A 21,104-nucleotide genomic window follows, 5' to 3' on the forward strand; every position below is an offset into this window, starting at 1 on the left:
TCCCCCTCTTCAAAGTGAAGAGGGGGTTTTTATATTGATAGAAATGAGGGAGATTTGTGAAATTACTAGATTTATTATCAAAAGGAATTGTAATAGGTGATGGTGCGGTTGGGACGTTATTACATTCACATGGTTTGCAAAGTAGTTTTGAAGAATTAAATATATCCGATCCAGATTTAATTATATCGATTCATAAGCAATATGTAGCTGCTGGGGCAGATGTGATTCAAACAAATACGTACGGAGCAAATGAAGCGAAATTACGTATGTATGGTTTAGAAAATCAAGTTACTGAAATTAATAGAGCGGCAGTAAAACTGGCGAAAGCATCTGTGACAGATAGAAATGCAATTTTAGGAACAATTGGCGGTATGAAACATATTGGAGCCGTTACAACTACTGATATGGAAAGAGAATTTATGCTACTTGAGCAGGCAAGTGCTTTACTAGAAGAACAGGTTGATGGACTACTATTAGAGACTTTTTATGATGAGTTTGAATTACTTCATGCTGTTCAGGTGCTACGAAAACAAACGAATATCCCAATTGTAGCTCAATTAGCGTTACATGAGGCAGGTACGACTCAAAATGGAAATGATGTAAATGAAATCTTAAAACAGCTTTTAGATTACGGTGCAAATGTCGTTGGATTGAACTGCCAACTAGGGCCACTTCATATGACGGAAGCTTTTAAAATGATATCGATTCCGCAAAATGGTTACTTGTCAGCATATCCAAATGCAGGTCTTCCAAATTATGTGGAGGGACGTTACGTATATGAGGGAAGTCCGGCTTATTTCGAAGCGATGACACCGAAATTTATTGAGCAAGGTATTCGGTTATTGGGCGGTTGTTGTGGTACGACTCCAGAACATATTGAAAGTATGAAACGGGCTACTCTAAATGTTACGCCTGTAATAGAAAAGGATACGATTCAAAGACCGAAAGTAGTTCATACACACGAGAAACGTTCGAAAGCTCATGTCACTTTAGCGGAGAAAGCAAAAAAACAAACGACAGTAGTAGTGGAATTAGATCCACCGAAAACGTTAGATACACAGCGGTTTTTTGAAGGGGCGAGAGCATTGAAAAGAGCTGGGGCGGACGCTATTACTCTAGCAGATAATTCATTAGCATCGCCTCGCGTTTCGAATATGGCAATGGGAGCATTATTAACGAAGCATGATATTCCCGTATTGACGCATTTAACGTGTAGAGACCATAACGTCATCGGGCTACAATCTCATTTACTAGGCTTATCAGCATTAGGTATGGAAGAAGTGTTAGCTTTAACAGGTGATCCAGCACGCGTCGGTGATTTTCCAGGTGCCACTTCTGTATATGATTTGTCCTCTATTGAGCTCATTAAAATGATTAAAGAAATGAATGATGGGCGCTCTATTTTAGGGAAATCAATAGGCCCAGCAACAAGGTTTTCAGTGGGAGGTGCGTTTAATCCGCATGTAAGACATTTAAAAGCAGCGGTTAAGCGAATGGAACGGAAAATAGATGCTGGAGCGGAATACTTCTTAACTCAGCCGATTTATGATATCGCGTTAATTGAAGAAGTGTATGAAGCAACAAAGCATTTGGAACAACCTATTTTTATTGGGATTATGCCATTAATAAGTAAACGGAATGCAGATTTTCTTCATTTTGAGGTGCCGGGTATTACACTTCCTGAAGAAATAAGAGAGAGAATGGATGGGCATGAAACGAAAGAGGCAGCAATTGAGGAAGGGATTCATATTTCACAAGAATTGATCGATGCGGCGATGAAATATTTTAACGGCATTTATCTTATTACACCATTTCTCAAATATGAAATTACAGAACACCTTGTTAAATATGTGAGAGAAAAGCAAGAAGTGAAAGAAGGTATTAATTGATGAAATGTATAGAAGAGAAATTACAAAATAACATTTTAATATTAGATGGTGCAATGGGAACAATGATTCAGCAAGAGGACTTAACAGCGGAAGATTTCGGAGGTGAAGAGTACGAAGGCTGTAATGAATATTTAGTAGAAACAAGACCAGATGTTATTTTAAAGATTCATAAAGCTTATATTGAAGCCGGAGCGGATATTATTGAAACAAATACATTTGGGGCGACAAATATTGTATTAAGTGATTATGCGTTGTCTCATTTAGACGAGGAATTAAATGAGAAGGCAGCGAGTTTAGCAAAGCAAGCTGTTATAGAAAGCGGGAAGGAAGTATATGTTGCGGGAGCAATGGGACCGACAACGAAAGCGATTAGTGTTACTGGTGGTGTGACGTTTGAAGAATTAATTGAAGCTTATACAAGGCAGGCAAGAGGATTACTGAAGGGAGAAGTTGATGTATTACTCGTTGAGACGAGTCAAGATATGCGTAACGTGAAGGCTGCTTATATTGGAATTCAAGCAGCTTTTGACGAACTAAATAAAATTGTACCTATCATGATTTCAGGAACAATTGAACCAATGGGAACGACTCTGGCTGGGCAAACAATTGAGGCTTTTTACTTATCGGTAGAACATATGAAGCCATTATCTGTTGGATTAAACTGTGCGACTGGTCCGGAGTTTATGAGAGATCATATTCGTTCACTATCTGATTTGTCGGAGTGTTACATTTCTTGTTATCCAAATGCAGGTCTTCCTGATGAAGATGGACATTATCATGAATCTCCATCTTCTCTCGCTGAAAAAGTGAAGCGATTTGCTGAAGAAGGATGGGTTAATATTATCGGTGGTTGTTGTGGCACAACACCAGAACATATAAAAGCAATGAAATCTGCGTTAGATTCGCTTAAGCCGCGTGAACATCATGAACGAGAAGGGCATGGGGTTAGTGGATTAGAGGCACTGCAATATGATGATTCTATGAGACCGTTATTTGTAGGTGAAAGAACGAATGTTATTGGGTCACGTAAATTTAAAAGATTAGTAGCAGAAGGTAAATTTGAAGAAGCTGCTGAAGTCGCAAGAGCACAAGTGAAGAAAAATGCTCATATTATTGATATTTGTATGGCAGACCCGGACCGGGATGAAATAGAAGATATGGAAAACTTCTTGGCAGAAGTTACGAAAGTGTTAAAAGTACCGATTATGATTGACTCAACAGATGAAAATGTGATGGAGCGAGCTCTTACTTATATTCAAGGAAAAGCTGTTATTAATTCAATTAATTTAGAAGATGGAGAAGAACGATTTAAAAAAGTGACACCGCTTCTTCAGAAATATGGTGCAGCTATTGTTGTAGGAACAATTGATGAAGACGGTATGGCAGTAAGTGCGGAACGAAAACTTGAAATTGCGAAAAGAAGTTATGAGTTATTGACGAAGAAATATGGTATACGTCCGTCAGATATTATTTTTGATGCACTTGTATTTCCAGTAGGTACAGGTGATGAAGAATATATTGGCTCAGCGGCAGCAACGATAGAAGGGATTCGCCTTATTAAAGAAGCATTACCAGAGTGTTTAACGATTTTAGGTGTAAGTAACATATCATTTGGTTTACCACCAGCTGGACGCGAAGTATTAAATTCCGTCTTTTTATATCATGCAACGAAAGCAGGATTAGATTACGCGATTGTGAATACGGAAAAATTAGAACGCTATGCGTCAATTCCTGAGGAAGAAAAACGTCTTGCAGATGCATTACTTTTTGAAACAACGCAAGAGACGTTAGAAAAATTTACAAATTTTTATCGCGCGGCAAAAAAGAAAGATGTCGTTATCCAAGAAACATTAACTCTTGATGAGCGACTAGCAAATTATATTGTAGAAGGTACGAAACAAGGGTTACACGAAGATTTAAGCCTCGCACTTACAGAAGGAAGAAAACCTTTGGATATTATTAATGGCCCACTTATGACAGGAATGGATGAGGTGGGACGATTATTTAATAATAATGAGCTTATCGTTGCTGAAGTATTGCAAAGTGCTGAAAGTATGAAAGCTGCTGTAAGCTATTTAGAGCCACATATGGAATCTAGCGATAGTGCAAAAAAAGGGAAAGTATTATTAGCGACTGTTAAAGGTGATGTGCATGATATTGGGAAAAATCTCGTTGAAATTATTTTAGCGAATAACGGATATGAGATTATTAATTTAGGAATCAATGTACGTTCGGATCGAATTGTTCAAGAAGTACAAGAAAAGAAGCCTGATATTATAGGTCTTTCTGGTTTGTTAGTAAAATCGGCTCAACAAATGGTAACGACTGCAGAAGATTTAAAAGCGGCGGATATTGATATTCCGATTGTTGTAGGCGGGGCAGCGTTAACGAGAAAGTTTACAGATAATCGTATTTCGCCATCCTATAAAGGGCTCGTATGTTATGCAAGTGATGCGATGACGGGGCTTGATATTATTAATAAGCTTCAAAAAGAAGAAGAGCGTGAGAAGATGAAGCAGGATAAAAAGGAACGTCATCTTCATATTGTAACAAAAGAAGAGAAGAAAGTAGAAATTCCAGCAGTAATTGAGCCATTACCAAAATCAGAGGTTATGGTGCCTGATTCAACAAAACGAATTGTATTACGAGATGTTCCTGTTTCACATCTTGCACCATTTCTGAATAGACAAATGCTACTTGGACATCACCTTGGATTAAAAGGAAGTGTGAAGAAGCTTTTGCGAGAGGGAGATAAAAGAGCGCACGAATTAAATGATTTAATAGACGAATTATTGCAGGAAGGACAATCTTGGTTAAAACCAAAAGCAGTGTATCAATTTTTCCCAGCGCAAAGCGACGGACAAAATATTGTAATATATGATCCAGAAGATCATACACGTGTCATAGAGCGTTTCACATTCCCGAGACAAGGAAAAGAACCATATCGTACTTTAGGTGACTATTTAAGACCAATTGGAGATGAAATGGACTATGTTGCTTTCCTATCCGTTACTGTTGGGGAAGGCGTTCGGGACATTGCTGAAGAGTGGAAGGCGAAAGGTGATTATTTACGCAGTCATGCCATTCAATCGTTAGCGCTTGAACTAGCAGAAGGACTTGCTGAAAAAACACATATGCTCATTCGCGATCGCTGGGGTATTCCAGATTCTCCAGAATTGACGATGGAAGAACGCTTCCGTACGAAATATAGAGGGATACGCGTGTCCTTCGGTTATCCAGCATGTCCAGAACTTGCAGATCAAGAAAAGCTATTTCGCTTAATTCATCCAGAGGAAATAGGTATTTCATTAACGGAAGGATTTATGATGGAGCCAGAAGCGTCTGTAACGGCTATGGTATTTTCTCACCCCGAGGCAAGATATTTTAGTGTATTATAGTCTAGAAGGGGGAGACGTATGAAAAAAATAGTCTTTACAGGTGGCGGTTCGGCAGGGCATGTAACACCTAATTTAGCCATTATTCCATATTTAAAGGAAGACAACTGGGATATTTCTTATATTGGTTCTCATCAAGGAATTGAGAAAACGATTATAGAAAAGGAAGGCATTCCGTACTATAGTATTGCGAGTGGAAAGCTACGCCGTTATTTTGATTTGAAAAATATAAAAGATCCTTTTCTTGTAATGAAGGGTGTTATGGACGCGTATGTAAGGATTCGAAAACTCAAACCAGATGTGATTTTTTCAAAAGGTGGTTTCGTATCTGTACCAGTCGTAATTGGAGGATGGCTAAATAGAGTACCAGTCTTATTACATGAATCTGATATGACGCCAGGACTAGCAAATAAAATTGCGCTCCGTTTTGCTTCGAAAATATTTGTTACATTTGAAGAAGCTGCGAAACATTTACCGAAAGAAAAAGTAATCTATACAGGATCACCTGTACGTGAAGAAGTATTAAAGGGAAATCGTGAAAAAGGTTTAGCATTTTTAGGTTTTTCACGTAAAAAGCCAGTTATTACAATCATGGGAGGAAGTTTGGGCGCAAAGAAAATTAATGAAACGGTTCGAGAAGCGTTACCAGAACTTCTGAAAAAGTATCAAATTGTGCATCTTTGCGGAAAAGGTAATCTTGATGAAAGTTTACAAAATAAAGAAGGATATAGACAATTTGAATATGTACATGGAGAGCTGCCAGACATATTAGCGATAACAGATTTTGTTATTTCGCGTGCGGGGTCCAATGCCATTTTTGAGTTTTTAACATTGCAAAAGCCAATGCTGCTAATTCCGTTATCGAAATTTGCAAGCCGTGGAGATCAAATATTAAATGCAGAGTCTTTTGAAAGACAAGGATATGCCTCTGTACTGTATGAAGAAGATGTGACTGTGAATTCTCTTATAAAGCATGTTGAAGAGCTATCTCATAATAATGAGGCGTATAAAACCGCATTAAAAAAATATAATGGAAAAGAAGCGACTAAAACAATCATTCACCATATTTCAGAGGCATGATGAAAAAATCATGTCTCTTTTAGTAGGTTGAAAGATTCCAAGAAACGGTGTTTTTATGTTACAATAACAAATGGTTAGTAGGGAAATTCCAATTAATGAAGCGTGAAAATACGAATGGATTAGGAGTGACTGTGTTGGAGCTAAGTCTCTATGAAAATACTGCACTTATTATATGCTTTGTGTTGTACGTTGGTAGTGTTATTGTTTATATTTCAAGGAAATTTTCGCAAGAAAGAGAGCTTGAAAAATCAGAGATAACAGCTGAACTAGAAATGTTAGCTGATGAAAGTTATAAAAAGCAAAAAATAAAAGAAGATCATGAAGCATCCCATCATTTAAACGCAAATAAGTTTTAAAGATGGGTATTTTTTTTGAAATCGTTTTTTATTATATATAGCAAGTAACGCTAAAAAGGAGTTTCCCGTATATAAAGAAGGGGTGTATATAAATGGATTTTTATATCGCTTCAGGATTCAAAAATAAACATCTTGTACGTTCTATAGCAAATGAACTGAAACATGCAGGATGGCATCATACATATGATTGGACAAGAAACGAAAGAGCAGTAAATCAAGAACAATTAAGAGAAATTGGCCAGGCAGAAAAGAATGCTATCAAAGAAGCGGATGTCTTTTTACTTATATTAGATGGCGGAAATGGGAGTCATACAGAGTTTGGAATGGCGATTGCGCTAGAGAAAAAGATATATGTATATCATGAAGGAAACCCGCTTCAAACAACGTTCTATCATTTGCCAGAAATAAATATTTTTGAAGGCGATGCAGCTGAATTTGCATCTCACGTTATGAATCATGTGAAATAATAGTAATTATCTAAAAGGTTATAAAAGCGATCTTTTGGGTACAGTGATGATAAGAAAAAGTATATAAAGGAGTTACATTATATGAAATTAGAAAATGGATGGGAAACGAGCTTTTTAGAAGTTGTACAAGGTAGTGAATTTAAGAAAGATGCACTTCTTAGTCAATTGCTTTGTGAGGATAGTGAAGAAGTTGAGGAGCTTGTTGATGATTACGGGTATGAAGAGATTATTGAACGTGAACATGATGATGAGTTAGCAGAAGTTTTAGGCGAAGAACTGTTTAGTGAGATGGAGCGATACGTATTCTTATCTTCACAGCCAGCAGAAAAACTTATTTCATTCGTAAATGGATTAGGTTTTCATGTGTTAGATTGGATCGTTCTTCTTGAAACAGAATTTGGCATTGATAGTGCACACTTTACGTCGGACGCCGTGAAAATGTTAGAAAAGCGTTTTAGACAATTTCCATACATAGAAGATAAGACAATTTTTGATATGACATTTGGAGAAGCAATGGATGTATTACAATCCATTACAGGATTACAACTGAAGGAAAAGATGAACTTATAATGTAAAAAAAGAACGTGAGGATATCACGTTCTTTTTTTACATTATAATAATTTTGTCATCTAGTTTTGTTTGTCCGCTAAGAAGTGCGTTTAAATATTCCACTTTTCTTATACAGGCTTGTATATGTCTTTCAACCTCTTGTAACTCTCCTTGGTGATGTGTTTCAATTGGATGAATTTGTACGTTGAATTTTTCGAATTGACTACTATATGTTATTTCTGCATAGCCGCTCATAATATCCGTTTCGTTATGAAATAAAAATTGCTTCGTTTTGTCACAGAATGATACATCCTGAAACCCATATACTTTTAATGCTTCAATTACTTTTTTTATCATTTTTGTATTCATTTTTTAACCCTCTTTACGAAGTTCTACTTATATATTATAACATAAAAAATTACATAGAAAGCGCTTCCAAGTGTATTTTATTATAAACTTTACGTTTCAATCACAAAAATGAAACAAAGAAAAAATAATTGTAAAGAAGGAAGGACTCTTTTATTGTTTCGTCATATATATAGAGAAATAGTGCAATGAAAGGAAATTTTCCGAGGTGGAGATCGTATTTCCAATTTGAGCGCAGTAAAAGAGGTGAAAATCTTGAACTTTGATATTGTAGGACAAAAAGCATATATAAAAGATGGAGCGCATCGGAACCGAATTGGAATTGTAAAGAAAAACGAGACAAAATTAGAATCGCAGTTTGCTATTGTAATTGGAGAACAAAGCATTGATGTAGAGCTCAAGGATATCGTGTTAGTTGGAGTAGACGTAGGACAATTTCATAAATGGTGCGAACAAAATGGTTATTTGTGAAAAGGACGGGCTGTGAGATAATGAAATATATTCTCTTTTTCTATGTGTAGGGAGATAAAGAGGAAGATGGAAAGAACTAAAAAAAGACGCTAACATTTTTGTTAGCGTCCTTTTTTGATTATGAAGCAATTTCACCAGTTTTTGTATCATCTTGATTGTACGTATCTTGATCTAATTCACCAAGCCATTTACTTGAAATAAGACCTGCTGTCATAGAACCACTTACGTTAAGAGCTGTACGGCCCATATCGATTAATGGTTCAACCGAGATAACAAGAGCGACAATACCGATTGGTAAGTTCATTGTAGATAGTACGATTAATGCTGCGAATGTTGCACCACCACCAACTCCGGCAACACCGAATGAGCTAATCGCAACGACAGCGATTAAAGTTAAAATAAATTGTGGTTGTAATGGATCAATTCCTACAGTTGGAGCGACCATCATTGCAAGCATTGCTGGATAAATACCTGCGCAACCGTTTTGTCCGATAGATACTCCAAATGATGCTGCGAAGTTTGCAATTCCTTCAGAAATACCAAGTTTTTCTTTTTGAGCTTCAATATTTAATGGCATTGCGCCAGCACTAGAGCGAGATGTGAATGCAAATGTTAATACAGGGAACACCTTTTTCAAATATTGAATTGGATTTAAACCAGATAGAGCAATTAATAATAAGTGGATAACGAACATTACGATAAGTGCTACGTAAGACGCTAACACGAAGTTACCAAGTTTTAAAATAGCATTTATATCGCTACCAGCAACTGTTTTTGCCATAAGAGCTAATACGCCGTATGGAGTAAGGCGTAAAATTAATGTTACCATACGCATTACGATTGCATATACAGCATCAAGCATCTTCTTAAATAGCTCTGCTTGTTCTGGATATTTTCGTTTTACACCTATAAAGGCTATACCGATAAATGCTGCAAATATTACAACAGAAATTGTTGATGTTGGACGAGCACCTGTTAAATCAAGAAACGGATTTGTAGGTAACAGCTCTAATAATTTATCTGGAATTGTTGTTTTCTCAATAGAAGTAAATCTTTCTTCAACTAACTTCAGACGAGCAGATTCTGCATCACCTTGTTGTAGGCCTGTTGCTGATACATCAAATCCTGCACTTGCAGCGATACCGACAGCTGCAGCGATTCCTGTAGTAAGAATTAAAATTCCGATAATAAGACCACTAATTTTACCAAGATTTTTCGTTAATTGTAATTTTGTAAATGCTGAAATAATAGATACTAAAATAAGTGGCATAACGATCATTTGAAGCAATTTCACATAACCGCTACCGATTAAGCCAAACCAAGTATTTGATTCAATGATGACTTTAGAAGTAGGCTCATAAATAAATTGTAATATAAGACCGAAGATAATTCCGACTCCTAAAGCAGTAAATACACGTTTATTAAAAGATACATGCTTACGTTGCATATAGTATAATACGCCAACTAAAATGAGCATGACTGCAACGTTAATTCCGACAAGCAGTGTATTCATGTTGATTCCCCCTAATTCCAATCTGTTATATAGAATATAAGGTAATAAAACCTATAAGTCAACTAGGGAATTGCGGAATTAAAAAAAAGATGGCAAAATGCCATCTTTTAATGTCCAGCCCCAGGGACAAGTAAGAACGTCGTGTAGTATGTAAATCCTATGAAGAAAACAGTTAAATATGCCCCGAATACGTATATATACATACGCTCTGTTAATTTTAAATAGCTTAAAAGTACGAAGAATCCTGTTTGTCCTAAAAATAGTAGTGCGGTCGAGTGCATATCCCCTACGTAAAACATAACCGAGAAAATTCCAGTCCAAAAGCCGAGAACGCGAAACATGCGCTCCATGCCATCTCCCTCCTTTTCTAAAAAAAGTAAACCTCACTTCATTATAGTTTATTTTTCTTACTATTGTAAATATTCGTTCATATAAAAAGAAGCCAATTATAATTGGCTTCTTTTTATACGGAAAATTAAATTGTTAGTTTATAATTACAAGATTTACATCCATCCAGTAAACTATCATTTCGTGTTAATTCCGTGTTAGGGAATAGGATTTCAAAAATCCCTTTCATCATATCTCCGTGCATATTACAAATTTCAGTTGGATGATGAACAGCAACTTCTTTAAATGGACAATTGTGTACATCATAGAAAATTTTCGTTCCATCTGCACTTAATTCAAATGCCGGTGATAAGCCAGCTGTTGAGAAAGCTTCTTTTGCAATTTGAACTTTTTGTTCCACTGTTAAAGCATCTTCACTCACATTTAAGCGCTGCATATGTTGTTGCATTAATTCGGCCCCGAATTGTTTTCCTGTTTCGTATAGCGCTTTTTCACCAGCAGCACCAAGGCTAAGTAAAGAATTGAATGCTATTCTTGCTAACAATTGATAGTCACGGAAGGGGAATTGTAATTGGATAACATCATCAGATAATACATATAATCTGCTTGGTCTTCCGCCTTTTCCTGTTTTCTTTGTTTCCGATTTAAGCATATGAACATCTTCTAATTTAGATAAATGTAAACGGGCTACGTTTGGATGAATGTCAAACTCATCTGCAATTTCTTGTACAGTTACGTAACTATGTTTTTGAGAAATATATTTATAAATGTAATAACGAGTTGGGTCAGATAATACACCTGTAATTTTTAAAGCTTGTTCCATGAGGATCTCCACCTTTATCACTTTATCCAAGATAATAACATTATAATACAGATAAACATGAGTATAGGTAATTTCAGACAATAATTCAGGAATTGTTCACAATTTCACAAACATATTTTTCCTTTTTTACCTAGTGAAAACACAAAAATGCCGATTTTTCTTATGAATTTTTTCATGCTATATACATAGTGGGGAGGGAAAAATGATGAATGGAATTGAAAGTTTTGCGAATACGATTTTGAAAGAGGCGTGTAGGGTACAAGCGTCGGACTTACATATCGTGCCGAGGCAGAAGGACGTGGCAATTCAACTACGTATAGGAAAAGATTTAATGATGAAACATTGTATTGAAAAGGAATTTGGAGAAAAACTTGTTTCACACTTTAAATTTTTAGCATCCATGGATATAGGAGAGAGGCGGAAGCCACAAAATGGTTCACTGTATTTACAAATGGATGGACAAGAAGTGTACTTACGCCTTTCCACGCTTCCAACCGTATACCAAGAAAGTCTCGTTATTCGTCTCCATTTACAAGCATCTATTCAGCCGTTATCTCATCTTTCGTTATTTCCAAGTACAGCAAAAAAATTACTCTCTTTTTTAAGTTATTCACATGGGTTACTTGTATTTACTGGACCGACTGGTTCTGGGAAGACAACAACAATGTATGCATTATTAGAGGTAATTAGAAAAAAGAAAACGCGCCGCATCGTTACACTGGAAGATCCAGTTGAAAAAAGAAATGACGATTTATTACAAATTCAAATAAATGAAAAAGCAGGTATCACATATGAGGCGGGACTAAAGGCTATTTTACGTCATGATCCAGATATTATTTTAGTTGGTGAAATCCGTGATGAAGAAACAGCGAAAATCGCAATAAGAGCAAGTTTGACTGGACATTTAGTAATGACGACACTGCATACGAATGATGCGAAAGGGGCGATACTCAGGTTCATGGATTTTGGCGTAACGAGGCAAGAGATTGAACAGTCTTTATTGGCTATAGCTGCACAGCGACTTGTCGAATTAAAGTGTCCGTTTTGCAAAAGAAAGTGCTCAACTTTATGTAAATCAATGAGGCAAGTAAGACAAGCGAGTATTTATGAGTTGTTATATGGATATGAGTTAAAACAAGCGATTAAAGAAGCAAACGGGGAATGTGTCACATACACGCATGAAACATTAGAATCTTCGATACGAAAAGGATACGCTTTAGGATTTTTAGAAGAGGATGTTTATGTTTAAGAAAATATGGAGTTTAAGTGATCAAGTAGTATTATTGAAACAATTAGGGAAACTATTAGAAAAAGGATACTCCCTTTTGCAGGCATTAGAATTTTTACGGTTTCAATTACCTTTAGAAAAGAAAGTACAATTGCAGCACATGATTGATGGATTAAAAGATGGAAAAAGTCTACACGATTCTTTTCATCAATTAAAGTTTCATCAGGAGATGTTAAGCTATTTATTTTATGCCGAGCAACATGGTGATCTTTCTTTTGCATTGCAACAAGGGAGCGCACTTCTATATAAAAAGGTTAAGTATAGGAAAGATATGTTAAAAATAATGCAGTATCCTATGTTTTTGGCGTTTTTTTTAATAATCATGATTTTGATTTTTAACCGCATTTTATTACCACAGGTTGATATGGTATATAGTTCGTTTGGTTCTACAGCACCGTTATTTACAAAACAAATATTAAGTACAATTAAGCTACTACCTTACCTTATATTTAGCACTCTTTTTATCGTTTTGATTGGATGTAGTTTATATATGCTTTACTTTCGGAAACTCCCGCATATGAAGCAGGTAAAAATTATGCTTCGTATCCCCCTCGTAAAAACATTTCTTATTTTGAAGCATTCACATTATTTCGCCACTCAATTGAGCAGTTTATTACATGGCGGATTATCAGTACTTGAGGCTCTAACAATAATGATGGAGCAAAAATATCATCCGTTCTTTCAGTATGAAGCGGGCCGAATTGAGCACCAATTAATTGCAGGAGAATCGTTACAATCTATTATTGCTAAAAGTGGATATTATGAGAAAGAACTTTCTTATATTATTACGCATGGACAAGCAAACGGTAATTTAGCGATTGAATTAGGTGACTATAGCAATCTTATTATGGAAAAGATGGAGCAAAAAATTAAACGTATGTTAGTGATCATTCAACCGATCTTATTTATGTGTATTGGAGGAATAGTCGTTCTTATGTATTTAGCGATGATTATGCCAATGTTTCAAATGATGAATTCTATTTAGGAGGTATTTACATGCAGAATGAGGAAGGGTTTACTCTTTTAGAAATGTTATTAGTTATGGTGGTCATAACTGTATTATTACTATTAATTATTCCAAATGTAGTTACGCAGCGTTCATCTGTCGAAGGAAAAGGATGTAAAGCTTATGTGAAATCTATAGAAGCCCAAATACAAGTATACCAATTACAACATAATAAAATTCCTACGCTAAAAGAGCTAAGTGATGAAAAATATATTACAGCTGATAAGTGTCCGAATGGTGAATCTATTCATATTTCAAATGATGGCACAGTAACAAGTGGGAAACTGTGAAACAAAAGGGTTTTACTCTTTTAGAAATGCTACTCGTTCTATTTGCAATCTCTGTATTAAGTATGGTCACGTATTATAACGTACATTCATTATATGAAAAACAAAAAATCGAACAATTTTTGAGACAGTTTTCAAATGATATTTTGTATATGCAACAATTAGCGATAAACCGTCAAAAACACTATACATTACGCTGGCATAAAGATAGACATATGTATTATATAGGAGAGTCGAGTACGAATCTTTCTATCATTAAAAGAGAATATGATAGTGATATACAAATTGATTTGAATACTTTTCCAAATCCGATGACATATAATCCGAGTGGAAATATTAATAGAGGTGGTACGATTCTACTTTCGTATCGAAGTTATAAATATGATATTGTATTTCAGCTTGGCAGAGGGAGATTTACGTATCGTGAAATGTCAAAAAGGGTCAGTGATGGCTGAAATGCTTGTAGCATTAAGCATCTTAATGATGGCGGTATCTTTACTACTTCCGCAAACAGTATTGATTATGCAAGAACGAAAAAACATACAAATTCGTTATAAGGCACTTGTATTATTAAAAGGAGAAGCAGCTTTATATATGTATGAGAATGAGGCAAAGCAGCAGAAAGAAAAAGTCATAGACGGAAATGTATATTACACATATTGGGGAGGAAATGAAGTTTGTGCTATGTGGAGAGATGTGAAAGGAAGAATGATGGAACAATGTTTTTATGCAGGAGAAAAAATAAATTAGAAGCCGGGTTTACATTAATAGAAATGATAGTATGTTTTTTTCTGTTATCACTGTTCTTTTTACTCTTGCCACGTTTAAATTTTATCGGAATAGAAAACAAACAGTCGAAAGGATTAAATAATTGGGAATGGGATGTATTTTTAGGACAAGTACAGTTAGAGTTTCGTGAAGTATCATTTGTAGAAAAAATAGTTCCTGAGAATAAAGATAGTATGTTGCGCTTCCGTCTTCGCACTGGAGATGAAGTGACGTATGAAAAAATGAATAATCGTCTTGTAAGAAAAGTGAATATGCGTGGAAGAGAAGTTATATTACAAAATGTTGAAATGGTTTCGTATGAAGTAACACCTCATTTGCTTTTTATAAATGTGAAAGATAGGAGTGGAAAAATATATGAAGGTGTAGCTGTAAGATATAGCGAAATGGAAATAAATACATGAGAAAACAAGATGGATTTACGATGCCAGGAACAATCATTTTTCTTGTATTATTAACTTCGTTCTTTGTATATGAAACGAATATGTTGCGTATAGATAAAAATTTTTATACTGAAATAGAGCAAAAATTTGTACTGGAGGAACTATTAAATCGATCTATTACAAATATAAAAAAAGACTTACAGCAAAAAGAAAAGGAAGATACTTTTTTCTTTCATTATGAAAAGGGCGAAGCAAGTGGGAATTACGTTTTTGAAAACGATGTTATTCTCGTTTCATTGCAGTGCAAAATAAAACAAGAAGTTTTCTATAAAGTAAGCTTTCGGTATAGAAAAAAAGATGAGAAAATATTCGATTGGATAGAAGGATAGTATGTAAAATATATGGATAAAAAACCATGATTTCTCATTTAAAAACAGGCTATTTTTTTAAAGGAAATGTATAAATAAAATAATTAAAAGTTTAAATTTTCTCAAAAAAGAGAAAGGTAGAAAGAATATGATATATTCATGCTATCCAATCATTATTTTAGGGAGAATAGGGAAATGACAAACAACAATCAAATAGGTGAAAATAAGGAACAAACTATTTTTGATCATAAAGGAAATGTAATTATGACGGAAGATAGGGAAATACAAATTATTTCAAGATTCGAAGAACCTCTTATTGTCGTGTTAGGAAATGTATTAAGTGATGAAGAATGCGAAGAATTAATTGAATTGTCTAAAAATAAATTAGCGCGTTCAAAAGTTGGTTCATCACGTGATGTAAATGATATTCGAACGAGTAAGGGTGCATTTTTAGACGATAATGAACTTACTGCGAAGATTGAAAAACGAATTTCATCTATCATGAATGTTCCTGCGTCGCATGGAGAAGGATTACACATTTTAAATTATGAAGTGGATCAACAATATAAAGCGCACTATGATTATTTTGCGGAACATAGTAGATCAGCTACTAATAATCGTATTAGTACGCTTGTCATGTACTTAAATGATGTAGAAGAAGGCGGAGAAACGTTCTTTCCGAAATTAAATCTTTCTGTGAACCCTAGAAAGGGAATGGCAGTATACTTTGAGTATTTCTATCAAGACCATTCATTAAATGAGCTTACGTTACACGGAGGGGCACCTGTAACGAAAGGTGAGAAATGGATTGCAACGCAGTGGGTGAGAAGAGGTACTTATAAGTAAGAGCGTGTATGTGACGTTTTGTTCTTCATTGTATAAGGAGAACAAGACGTTTTTTTATTCAATAATGTAATCTTTCGTTATAATAACAAATAATACATGACGATTGAGAGGAACGAACATGAAATCTATATACATAACCGGTTATATGGGAGCTGGGAAAACAACAATTGGAAAAGCATTAAGTAAAGAACTTCATATGGATGTTGTAGATACAGACCAAAAAATTGAAGAGAAGCAAGAGAAGGAGATTCGTGATATTTTTGCCGAAGAAGGCGAAATGGCTTTTCGGGAATATGAAAGTGAAATGTTACGTTCACTACCGGTTCATAATGTCATTATTACAACTGGCGGCGGAATCATTGAACGAGAGGAAAACCGAAAGTGGATGAAGGAAAATGGAACTGTTGTGTACTTGTATTGTGATCCACATGTAATTGCAGAAAGGCTTCGTGAAGATACGACACGTCCACTATTTCAGAAGAAAGATATAGAGGCATTTGTAATGAAATTTGAATCGCGCCGAGCGTATTATGAGGAGGCACATATTCATATCGATACGACTAATAAGTCGGTAAAGCAAATTATGAATGAATTAAAAGAAAAGGTTAATGAATAAGAAAGTGGACATACTAATCAAGTAGAGGTGATGATAATATGTCTACTAATGATTATGTTCGCTTTGTGACACAGCAATTTGTGTCGTATATGGATGCTCCAAAAGAAGATCGTAAACAAAAGAAAGAACAACGCCGTGCTGAAAAAGAGCCATTTATGAATAAGTGGTTTGGTGTGATGCCGCTGAGTGCTGCTTTGTTTTATCGAAACGTAAAAGATAAACGAAAAAAATCAAGTTAACTATTCCGTAATATGTCTAGCAAAATACAAATCCCCTAGTAGCATCATACTACTAGGGGATTTGTATTTACTGCACGGATTCTTTTTCTTCTGTAACAGCATGTATTTTATTGTTTACCCATACGAATCCTATGCCGATACAAATAGAAATGCCCCAGCCGACAGCAGTCATAATCGCTCTCATTTCACCATAGCCATCTACACCGAAAACAGAGATGAAATAAATTTTCAGGAAGCTTTTTAATATGAATTGTAGCCCGAAAAATAGCGTTAAATATTGTAGTGCAGGATAGATACGACTATCACGATACAGTTCACGACTTTTATCACGGTCATGGCCTTGCAGTGCGGCAATATCTGCTGCGAAATATAACATAAGTGGTTTTTTTATAAAAATTGTACATATAACGATAATACCGAGTACGATGTGATAATACGCATCGTTCCACAACATTCGTTCAGCTGATCCGGATAATAAATCTACTGTCGTATTAGAAATGAGTGTAATTAAAATAAAGAACCCTGTTACGTTAAACTGTTTTTCTTTTTTAAAGGTATACAGTGTATAAATAATCCCCGGAACAGAGGAAAGTAACATCGCGTAATAAGGATCGATATAAGGCTTCGCAAATTTCCAAATGAGGAATGGGATTACGAGATAAAAGACGAGATCTAATATAGCTTTTTTATTTTGATTCATATAGAGCCTCCTTAAGTCATACATATATTTTATAATATAATTTCTGAAAATTGTATAAGGTTTAGTGAAAAAAGAAAAAGTATATGATTAGTAGATTGAAAAAAATTGCCCCTAGCGTAGTAAGTTTTTTTAGTATATAATAAAGGAAACGCTTTCATTCTTAGTTTGTTCACAAAATGGACGGAAAATCACATAATTACGATCGATATGTTGTTTTATAATGAAACTAATTAAATATACATGCATACAATATTGTGAAATAAATAACATAAATAATCTATATAAATGTAAACGTTATCAAAAGAGAGAGGTGGAGACAATGAGTAAATTTTTCTTCAATCATAATCCAGCAACAGTAGAGGATGGAAGGCTTGTTAAGTATGCTGAAATTATTTATGGAGAAGGTGGCCGTTCTGTATTAGAAAATTTAATGGTGAAGGCATCTATCAGATTACGTGATCGTTATCCGAATAAATCTGACGAACAGATCTCGAACCTTGTAAATAAAGGCATCCATGATATGTTTCAAAAATATGTAAGTGAGTAAATAAGAGTAGCCGATGGCTGCTCTTATTTTTTTGTATAAGGATGGTGCCTCTAGCTGAAAATAAGGGTGTATTTTGAAAGATATAAAAAGGAGTGGGACATATGAGCAATGGAATTGGCCGTTCAAAAGAAAATCTACCAACTGATGCAAATCATGTGAGCGCAAAAGATCGCGCACATCAAAAACGTTTGGCAAAACAAAAACAGCAAGAGCGTAATGGCGATAGAGGATAACTCAAAAAAAGCTCCTTCTAAAACAGAAGGAGCTTTTTAAGAGAGGAAATGATTCGCGGTAACATAAAAAAGGCCACCGTTAATAATTTGCACTGTAATGCGTGGTTCATACTGTTCTTGCAAGGCTTGTTTTTCAATTTCATAGCTTTCAGGAAGTTCATCACTTTCTTCATAAAAACGATTTAAAAGATCTAAATCGTGATTCCAGCGCACTCTTGCTTCTTTCGCCCACGTATGGTCATCTTCTGCAATTATACTTTTTAAAGCGTCCTCTATACGTTGTAAACCACTTTGCGGTTTAATGATAGGTGAGAGTGTAAAACAAAAGTCAGGTATTTTTGGTGTAAGTTTAATTTTAGTTAATGTGTCATGAAAGTTTGCCATCATTGTTCCAGAAATGAGATGAATACCAATGGAGTGAAGAATGTCTTTTTTTCGATCACATTGGTAGGAAACTTTTATATTTATACCGAGCCACGGGTGGAGCGGGGTATGTGTTGCCCCGTTATGCCGTACGTCCTCATATAAACGTATGTAAGATCCTAGTTCTTTTGTTGTCTGGAAAATTTGATGTAGACGCGGTGAACCGTAGTGAATAAGCTCGCCATCATTTTCTTCATTTTCTGGATTCGTAATAAGGGTAAGGCGCATCGGATTCGGTACGCCTCCTGTTTTCTCAAGATAGTGCCAATAAAAAGGACGGTTCATTAATAATTTATCCATCTCAATTGTTAATTGCACGTCTAATAATTGAGGAGAACGCTCTAAAATTTCGCAGTTATTCGCCTCAAAGAAATTGTATAAGTAATTATGAATTTCATGTTGCTGCATAGCCTTGCACCTCAGCTTCATTTCGTTTCGCGAAGTCGATAATAGATGTTAAGTTTTCCATCTTAATTCGGATTTCTCCTTCGCTTTTTGATTGCGCAAATATTTCTTGAATATGCGCATCGATGTTTTTCATATTAATTCTCGTTAAAATTTCATCGAGTTCACCGATAACACGCTCGAATAAATTGATTTTTTCATATAACAGTTTCAAAATATGTTCTTCAACAGTGTGTTTTGTGGCTAAGTTATAAATATGAACATCATTCTTTTGACCAAGACGGTGAATACGTCCGATTCTTTGTTCAAGACGCATTGGATTCCATGGTAAATCATAATTAATCATATGGCTACAAAACTGTAAGTTAATCCCTTCACCACCAGCTTCAGTTGCAATTAATACTTGTGCGTGATTTTGGAAAAGTTCCTTCATCCAATCTTTTTTCCCGCGTTTAAATCCGCCGCGGAATGGTACGGAAGAAATGCCGTGTTGTTGTAAAAACCACTGTAAGTACATTTGTGACGCTCGGTATTCCGTGAAGATGACGACTTTATCGTCAATTTCTTTTATAAGCTCAAGAGCTTTATTTGCTTTTGAGTTAAAAGGAATATGATTAATTTTATCCATTAGCACATCGATATGCGGATCCTTTATGTAATGTTCATTTTCCTTCTGCCGTTTTTCTACATGTTTTTTTAATGAATAGTAAACAGCCTCACGACTACTACACGCTTCCCGTTTTAAAGTTAATGATGAGAAAGCGGATGTGAAGGCATCTTGTCCTCGCCAATTTTCAATATCATTATACAAAGCTTGCTCTTCTTCATTAAACTCAATAAAAATTGTACGTACATGTCTCTTTGGCCAATCAATTCCAGTATTATGACGTCGATTTCGGACCATCACTTTGTTAATAAGAGCTTTTAAATCTTCATCTGATTCGGCTGAACGATTTTTTGAAGCGTAATATTCTTCAAAGTTGGACTGATTGCCTAAATGTCCTGGTTTTAATAAAGAAACGAGGTTGAAAATTTCATCAATCTTATTTTGAACAGGAGTAGCGGTTAATAATAAACAAAATTTCTTTTTTAATCGTTGTGCAAATTCATAGTTTTTTGTTTTATTATTTTTAAGTTTATGTGCTTCATCGATAATAATAAGGTCATATTCTAAGTTCAAAACGATATCACGATGTGGTGAACGTTTTGCAGTATCAATTGATGATACAATCACATCGGCTTGTTCCCACGAGTAGCTTTTCTTTTGGGCTACAGCTGGTATGAAAAACTTTGTATTTAGTTCGTATGCCCATTGTGATACGAGAGAGGCCGGGACGAGTATAAGTACTTTTTTCACAAGGCCGCGGACCATATATTCTTTTAAAATGAGTCCAGCTTCAATCGTTTTTCCAAGCCCTACTTCATCTGCTAGAATCGCTTTGCCATTCATTTGTTCAATGACATTTTGAGCGACTTCTAATTGATGAGGAAGCGGTGTGAAATGGGATAAATGTTTCGGTGCTTGTAGTCCATCGAAAGTAGGAACAAGTAACGATTTTTCTGTTTCATAAGCTAAATGATATAAATCCCAGTTTGTCCAAGGGCCATCTTCGTCAATTCTATTTAAAAAATTGTTTTGCCACGTCCGATCTACGGAAATATCGACATTCATTATGACTCTCCCACCTTTTATAAACTAAAGTAATTATGAAAAAATCTT

The 21,104-nt window shown here is 35.2% G+C and carries 27 protein-coding genes; 19 read left to right on the forward strand and 8 right to left on the reverse strand.

The window, feature by feature from the left end:
- The first annotated feature begins 56 nt into the window (after positions 1-56).
- The 6 genes from ACYVEC_RS26205 to ACYVEC_RS26230 all read left to right on the forward strand — a co-directional run bounded on the left by ACYVEC_RS26205 (position 57) and on the right by ACYVEC_RS26230 (position 7,757).
- Entirely contained in the window at positions 57-1,889 is a 1,833-nt protein-coding gene (locus tag ACYVEC_RS26205) for a bifunctional homocysteine S-methyltransferase/methylenetetrahydrofolate reductase (RefSeq protein WP_063222951.1), read from the forward strand.
- Positions 1,889-5,287 carry a methionine synthase gene (gene metH / locus ACYVEC_RS26210; protein ID WP_063222952.1) on the forward strand — a complete coding sequence of 1,133 codons (3,399 nt, stop codon included), beginning with the start codon at positions 1,889-1,891 and terminating at the stop codon, positions 5,285-5,287. Before ACYVEC_RS26205 ends, metH begins: the two co-directional genes overlap by 1 nt.
- A gap of 18 nt (positions 5,288-5,305) precedes the next feature.
- Positions 5,306-6,364, forward strand: coding sequence for an undecaprenyldiphospho-muramoylpentapeptide beta-N-acetylglucosaminyltransferase (gene murG / locus ACYVEC_RS26215; RefSeq protein ID WP_063222953.1), 1,059 nt, complete (start codon positions 5,306-5,308; stop codon positions 6,362-6,364).
- A 95-nt stretch (positions 6,365-6,459) separates the two neighbouring features.
- Entirely contained in the window at positions 6,460-6,720 is a 261-nt protein-coding gene (locus ACYVEC_RS26220) for a DUF3966 domain-containing protein (protein WP_000817964.1), read from the forward strand.
- A 92-nt stretch (positions 6,721-6,812) separates the two neighbouring features.
- On the forward strand, positions 6,813-7,187 hold the full coding sequence (locus ACYVEC_RS26225) for a nucleoside 2-deoxyribosyltransferase (RefSeq protein ID WP_063222954.1): 375 nt from the start codon (positions 6,813-6,815) through the stop codon (positions 7,185-7,187).
- Between the two features lie 81 nt (positions 7,188-7,268).
- Positions 7,269-7,757 (forward strand): hypothetical protein, encoded by a 489-nt coding sequence (locus ACYVEC_RS26230; RefSeq protein WP_063222955.1) that lies wholly within the window; start codon positions 7,269-7,271, stop codon positions 7,755-7,757.
- 36 nt (positions 7,758-7,793) lie between these two features.
- Here ACYVEC_RS26230 and ACYVEC_RS26235 read toward each other — a convergent pair whose 3' ends face one another.
- On the reverse strand, positions 7,794-8,105 hold the full coding sequence (locus ACYVEC_RS26235) for a hypothetical protein (protein WP_063222956.1): 312 nt from the start codon (positions 8,103-8,105) through the stop codon (positions 7,794-7,796).
- 252 nt (positions 8,106-8,357) lie between these two features.
- On the opposite strand from ACYVEC_RS26235, the gene ACYVEC_RS26240 reads away from it, so the two are divergent.
- Entirely contained in the window at positions 8,358-8,573 is a 216-nt protein-coding gene (locus ACYVEC_RS26240) for a DUF3912 family protein (protein ID WP_001008320.1), read from the forward strand.
- A gap of 118 nt (positions 8,574-8,691) precedes the next feature.
- Here the strand turns inward: ACYVEC_RS26240 and ACYVEC_RS26245 are convergent, their stop codons facing one another.
- The 3 genes from ACYVEC_RS26245 to ACYVEC_RS26255 form a co-directional block, all read right to left on the reverse strand.
- Positions 8,692-10,086, reverse strand: a complete 1,395-nt coding sequence (locus ACYVEC_RS26245; protein WP_001094341.1) for an L-cystine transporter — start codon at positions 10,084-10,086, stop codon at positions 8,692-8,694.
- 107 nt (positions 10,087-10,193) lie between these two features.
- The gene (locus ACYVEC_RS26250) at positions 10,194-10,436 is read right to left on the reverse strand and encodes a DUF2626 domain-containing protein (protein WP_000440713.1); all 243 of its coding nucleotides are present in this window, start codon (positions 10,434-10,436) and stop codon (positions 10,194-10,196) included.
- Between the two features lie 125 nt (positions 10,437-10,561).
- Positions 10,562-11,257 carry a helix-turn-helix transcriptional regulator gene (locus tag ACYVEC_RS26255; RefSeq protein ID WP_000434117.1) on the reverse strand — a complete coding sequence of 232 codons (696 nt, stop codon included), beginning with the start codon at positions 11,255-11,257 and terminating at the stop codon, positions 10,562-10,564.
- A 205-nt stretch (positions 11,258-11,462) separates the two neighbouring features.
- On the opposite strand from ACYVEC_RS26255, the gene comGA reads away from it, so the two are divergent.
- The 10 genes from comGA to ACYVEC_RS26305 all read left to right on the forward strand — a co-directional run bounded on the left by comGA (position 11,463) and on the right by ACYVEC_RS26305 (position 17,076).
- Entirely contained in the window at positions 11,463-12,506 is a 1,044-nt protein-coding gene (gene comGA / locus ACYVEC_RS26260; protein ID WP_063222957.1) for a competence protein ComGA, read from the forward strand.
- Entirely contained in the window at positions 12,499-13,530 is a 1,032-nt protein-coding gene (gene comGB, locus ACYVEC_RS26265) for a competence type IV pilus assembly protein ComGB (RefSeq protein ID WP_080468487.1), read from the forward strand. The genes comGA and comGB overlap by 8 nt, the downstream gene beginning before the upstream one ends.
- Positions 13,531-13,541: 11 nt before the next feature.
- A complete protein-coding gene (comGC, locus tag ACYVEC_RS26270) occupies positions 13,542-13,841 on the forward strand; it encodes a comG operon protein ComGC (RefSeq protein WP_063222959.1) in 300 nt (99 codons plus the stop codon).
- Positions 13,838-14,293, forward strand: a complete 456-nt coding sequence (gene comGD, locus ACYVEC_RS26275; RefSeq protein WP_060632264.1) for a comG operon protein ComGD — start codon at positions 13,838-13,840, stop codon at positions 14,291-14,293. Before comGC ends, comGD begins: the two co-directional genes overlap by 4 nt.
- Positions 14,286-14,588: a competence type IV pilus minor pilin ComGE gene (gene comGE / locus ACYVEC_RS26280; protein ID WP_063222960.1), complete on the forward strand. Its 303-nt coding sequence runs from the start codon at positions 14,286-14,288 to the stop codon at positions 14,586-14,588. Before comGD ends, comGE begins: the two co-directional genes overlap by 8 nt.
- Positions 14,558-15,028, forward strand: a complete 471-nt coding sequence (gene comGF / locus ACYVEC_RS26285) for a competence type IV pilus minor pilin ComGF (protein WP_063222961.1) — start codon at positions 14,558-14,560, stop codon at positions 15,026-15,028. The genes comGE and comGF overlap by 31 nt, the downstream gene beginning before the upstream one ends.
- Positions 15,025-15,396 carry a competence type IV pilus minor pilin ComGG gene (gene comGG, locus ACYVEC_RS26290; protein WP_063222962.1) on the forward strand — a complete coding sequence of 124 codons (372 nt, stop codon included), beginning with the start codon at positions 15,025-15,027 and terminating at the stop codon, positions 15,394-15,396. The genes comGF and comGG overlap by 4 nt, the downstream gene beginning before the upstream one ends.
- A gap of 174 nt (positions 15,397-15,570) precedes the next feature.
- The gene (locus tag ACYVEC_RS26295) at positions 15,571-16,221 is read left to right on the forward strand and encodes a prolyl hydroxylase family protein (RefSeq protein ID WP_063222963.1); all 651 of its coding nucleotides are present in this window, start codon (positions 15,571-15,573) and stop codon (positions 16,219-16,221) included.
- A gap of 118 nt (positions 16,222-16,339) precedes the next feature.
- A complete protein-coding gene (gene aroK, locus ACYVEC_RS26300) occupies positions 16,340-16,837 on the forward strand; it encodes a shikimate kinase AroK (RefSeq protein ID WP_063222964.1) in 498 nt (165 codons plus the stop codon).
- A gap of 38 nt (positions 16,838-16,875) precedes the next feature.
- Positions 16,876-17,076 carry a YqzE family protein gene (locus ACYVEC_RS26305; RefSeq protein ID WP_000106080.1) on the forward strand — a complete coding sequence of 67 codons (201 nt, stop codon included), beginning with the start codon at positions 16,876-16,878 and terminating at the stop codon, positions 17,074-17,076.
- A 67-nt stretch (positions 17,077-17,143) separates the two neighbouring features.
- Here ACYVEC_RS26305 and ACYVEC_RS26310 read toward each other — a convergent pair whose 3' ends face one another.
- Together ACYVEC_RS26310 and ACYVEC_RS26315 are read right to left on the reverse strand one after the other, a co-directional pair.
- On the reverse strand, positions 17,144-17,776 hold the full coding sequence (locus ACYVEC_RS26310; RefSeq protein ID WP_001073110.1) for a VC0807 family protein: 633 nt from the start codon (positions 17,774-17,776) through the stop codon (positions 17,144-17,146).
- A gap of 129 nt (positions 17,777-17,905) precedes the next feature.
- Complete coding sequence (locus tag ACYVEC_RS26315) at positions 17,906-18,022, reverse strand: GTP pyrophosphokinase (RefSeq protein WP_080468514.1); 117 nt, start codon at positions 18,020-18,022, stop codon at positions 17,906-17,908.
- Between the two features lie 73 nt (positions 18,023-18,095).
- Between ACYVEC_RS26315 and ACYVEC_RS26320 the strand changes: the two genes are divergently transcribed.
- Together ACYVEC_RS26320 and ACYVEC_RS26325 are read left to right on the forward strand one after the other, a co-directional pair.
- Complete coding sequence (locus ACYVEC_RS26320) at positions 18,096-18,323, forward strand: hypothetical protein (RefSeq protein WP_000032702.1); 228 nt, start codon at positions 18,096-18,098, stop codon at positions 18,321-18,323.
- A 101-nt stretch (positions 18,324-18,424) separates the two neighbouring features.
- Complete coding sequence (locus ACYVEC_RS26325) at positions 18,425-18,556, forward strand: hypothetical protein (protein WP_063222965.1); 132 nt, start codon at positions 18,425-18,427, stop codon at positions 18,554-18,556.
- 36 nt (positions 18,557-18,592) lie between these two features.
- Here ACYVEC_RS26325 and ACYVEC_RS26330 read toward each other — a convergent pair whose 3' ends face one another.
- Both ACYVEC_RS26330 and ACYVEC_RS26335 read right to left on the reverse strand, forming a co-directional pair.
- Positions 18,593-19,387: a YqhG family protein gene (locus ACYVEC_RS26330; RefSeq protein WP_063222966.1), complete on the reverse strand. Its 795-nt coding sequence runs from the start codon at positions 19,385-19,387 to the stop codon at positions 18,593-18,595.
- Positions 19,374-21,056 (reverse strand): DEAD/DEAH box helicase, encoded by a 1,683-nt coding sequence (locus ACYVEC_RS26335; RefSeq protein ID WP_063222967.1) that lies wholly within the window; start codon positions 21,054-21,056, stop codon positions 19,374-19,376. Before ACYVEC_RS26335 ends, ACYVEC_RS26330 begins: the two co-directional genes overlap by 14 nt.
- Positions 21,057-21,104: the final 48 nt, after the last annotated feature.

This window comes from Bacillus sp. MN7755, assembly GCF_054771475.1.

What these genes read in the sequence shown, in the direction of transcription:
- comGA (WP_063222957.1), top strand. Translation starts at nt 11,463, where the DNA reads ATGAATGGAATTGAAAGTTTTGCGAATACGATTTTGAAAGAGGCGTGT.
- ACYVEC_RS26255 (WP_000434117.1), bottom strand. Translation starts at nt 11,257, where the DNA reads ATGGAACAAGCTTTAAAAATTACAGGTGTATTATCTGACCCAACTCGT.
- aroK (WP_063222964.1), top strand. Translation starts at nt 16,340, where the DNA reads ATGAAATCTATATACATAACCGGTTATATGGGAGCTGGGAAAACAACA.
- ACYVEC_RS26225 (WP_063222954.1), top strand. Translation starts at nt 6,813, where the DNA reads ATGGATTTTTATATCGCTTCAGGATTCAAAAATAAACATCTTGTACGT.
- ACYVEC_RS26320 (WP_000032702.1), top strand. Translation starts at nt 18,096, where the DNA reads ATGAGTAAATTTTTCTTCAATCATAATCCAGCAACAGTAGAGGATGGA.
- ACYVEC_RS26250 (WP_000440713.1), bottom strand. Translation starts at nt 10,436, where the DNA reads ATGGAGCGCATGTTTCGCGTTCTCGGCTTTTGGACTGGAATTTTCTCG.
- ACYVEC_RS26245 (WP_001094341.1), bottom strand. Translation starts at nt 10,086, where the DNA reads ATGAATACACTGCTTGTCGGAATTAACGTTGCAGTCATGCTCATTTTA.
- ACYVEC_RS26335 (WP_063222967.1), bottom strand. Translation starts at nt 21,056, where the DNA reads ATGAATGTCGATATTTCCGTAGATCGGACGTGGCAAAACAATTTTTTA.
- comGG (WP_063222962.1), top strand. Translation starts at nt 15,025, where the DNA reads ATGAGAAAACAAGATGGATTTACGATGCCAGGAACAATCATTTTTCTT.
- ACYVEC_RS26330 (WP_063222966.1), bottom strand. Translation starts at nt 19,387, where the DNA reads ATGCAGCAACATGAAATTCATAATTACTTATACAATTTCTTTGAGGCG.
- ACYVEC_RS26295 (WP_063222963.1), top strand. Translation starts at nt 15,571, where the DNA reads ATGACAAACAACAATCAAATAGGTGAAAATAAGGAACAAACTATTTTT.
- ACYVEC_RS26220 (WP_000817964.1), top strand. Translation starts at nt 6,460, where the DNA reads ATGAAGCGTGAAAATACGAATGGATTAGGAGTGACTGTGTTGGAGCTA.
- metH (WP_063222952.1), top strand. Translation starts at nt 1,889, where the DNA reads ATGAAATGTATAGAAGAGAAATTACAAAATAACATTTTAATATTAGAT.
- comGB (WP_080468487.1), top strand. Translation starts at nt 12,499, where the DNA reads ATGTTTAAGAAAATATGGAGTTTAAGTGATCAAGTAGTATTATTGAAA.
- murG (WP_063222953.1), top strand. Translation starts at nt 5,306, where the DNA reads ATGAAAAAAATAGTCTTTACAGGTGGCGGTTCGGCAGGGCATGTAACA.
- comGE (WP_063222960.1), top strand. Translation starts at nt 14,286, where the DNA reads ATGGCTGAAATGCTTGTAGCATTAAGCATCTTAATGATGGCGGTATCT.
- ACYVEC_RS26305 (WP_000106080.1), top strand. Translation starts at nt 16,876, where the DNA reads ATGTCTACTAATGATTATGTTCGCTTTGTGACACAGCAATTTGTGTCG.
- comGC (WP_063222959.1), top strand. Translation starts at nt 13,542, where the DNA reads ATGCAGAATGAGGAAGGGTTTACTCTTTTAGAAATGTTATTAGTTATG.
- ACYVEC_RS26325 (WP_063222965.1), top strand. Translation starts at nt 18,425, where the DNA reads ATGAGCAATGGAATTGGCCGTTCAAAAGAAAATCTACCAACTGATGCA.
- ACYVEC_RS26235 (WP_063222956.1), bottom strand. Translation starts at nt 8,105, where the DNA reads ATGAATACAAAAATGATAAAAAAAGTAATTGAAGCATTAAAAGTATAT.
- ACYVEC_RS26310 (WP_001073110.1), bottom strand. Translation starts at nt 17,776, where the DNA reads ATGAATCAAAATAAAAAAGCTATATTAGATCTCGTCTTTTATCTCGTA.
- ACYVEC_RS26315 (WP_080468514.1), bottom strand. Translation starts at nt 18,022, where the DNA reads ATGCATGTATATTTAATTAGTTTCATTATAAAACAACATATCGATCGT.
- comGF (WP_063222961.1), top strand. Translation starts at nt 14,558, where the DNA reads ATGTTTTTATGCAGGAGAAAAAATAAATTAGAAGCCGGGTTTACATTA.
- ACYVEC_RS26230 (WP_063222955.1), top strand. Translation starts at nt 7,269, where the DNA reads ATGAAATTAGAAAATGGATGGGAAACGAGCTTTTTAGAAGTTGTACAA.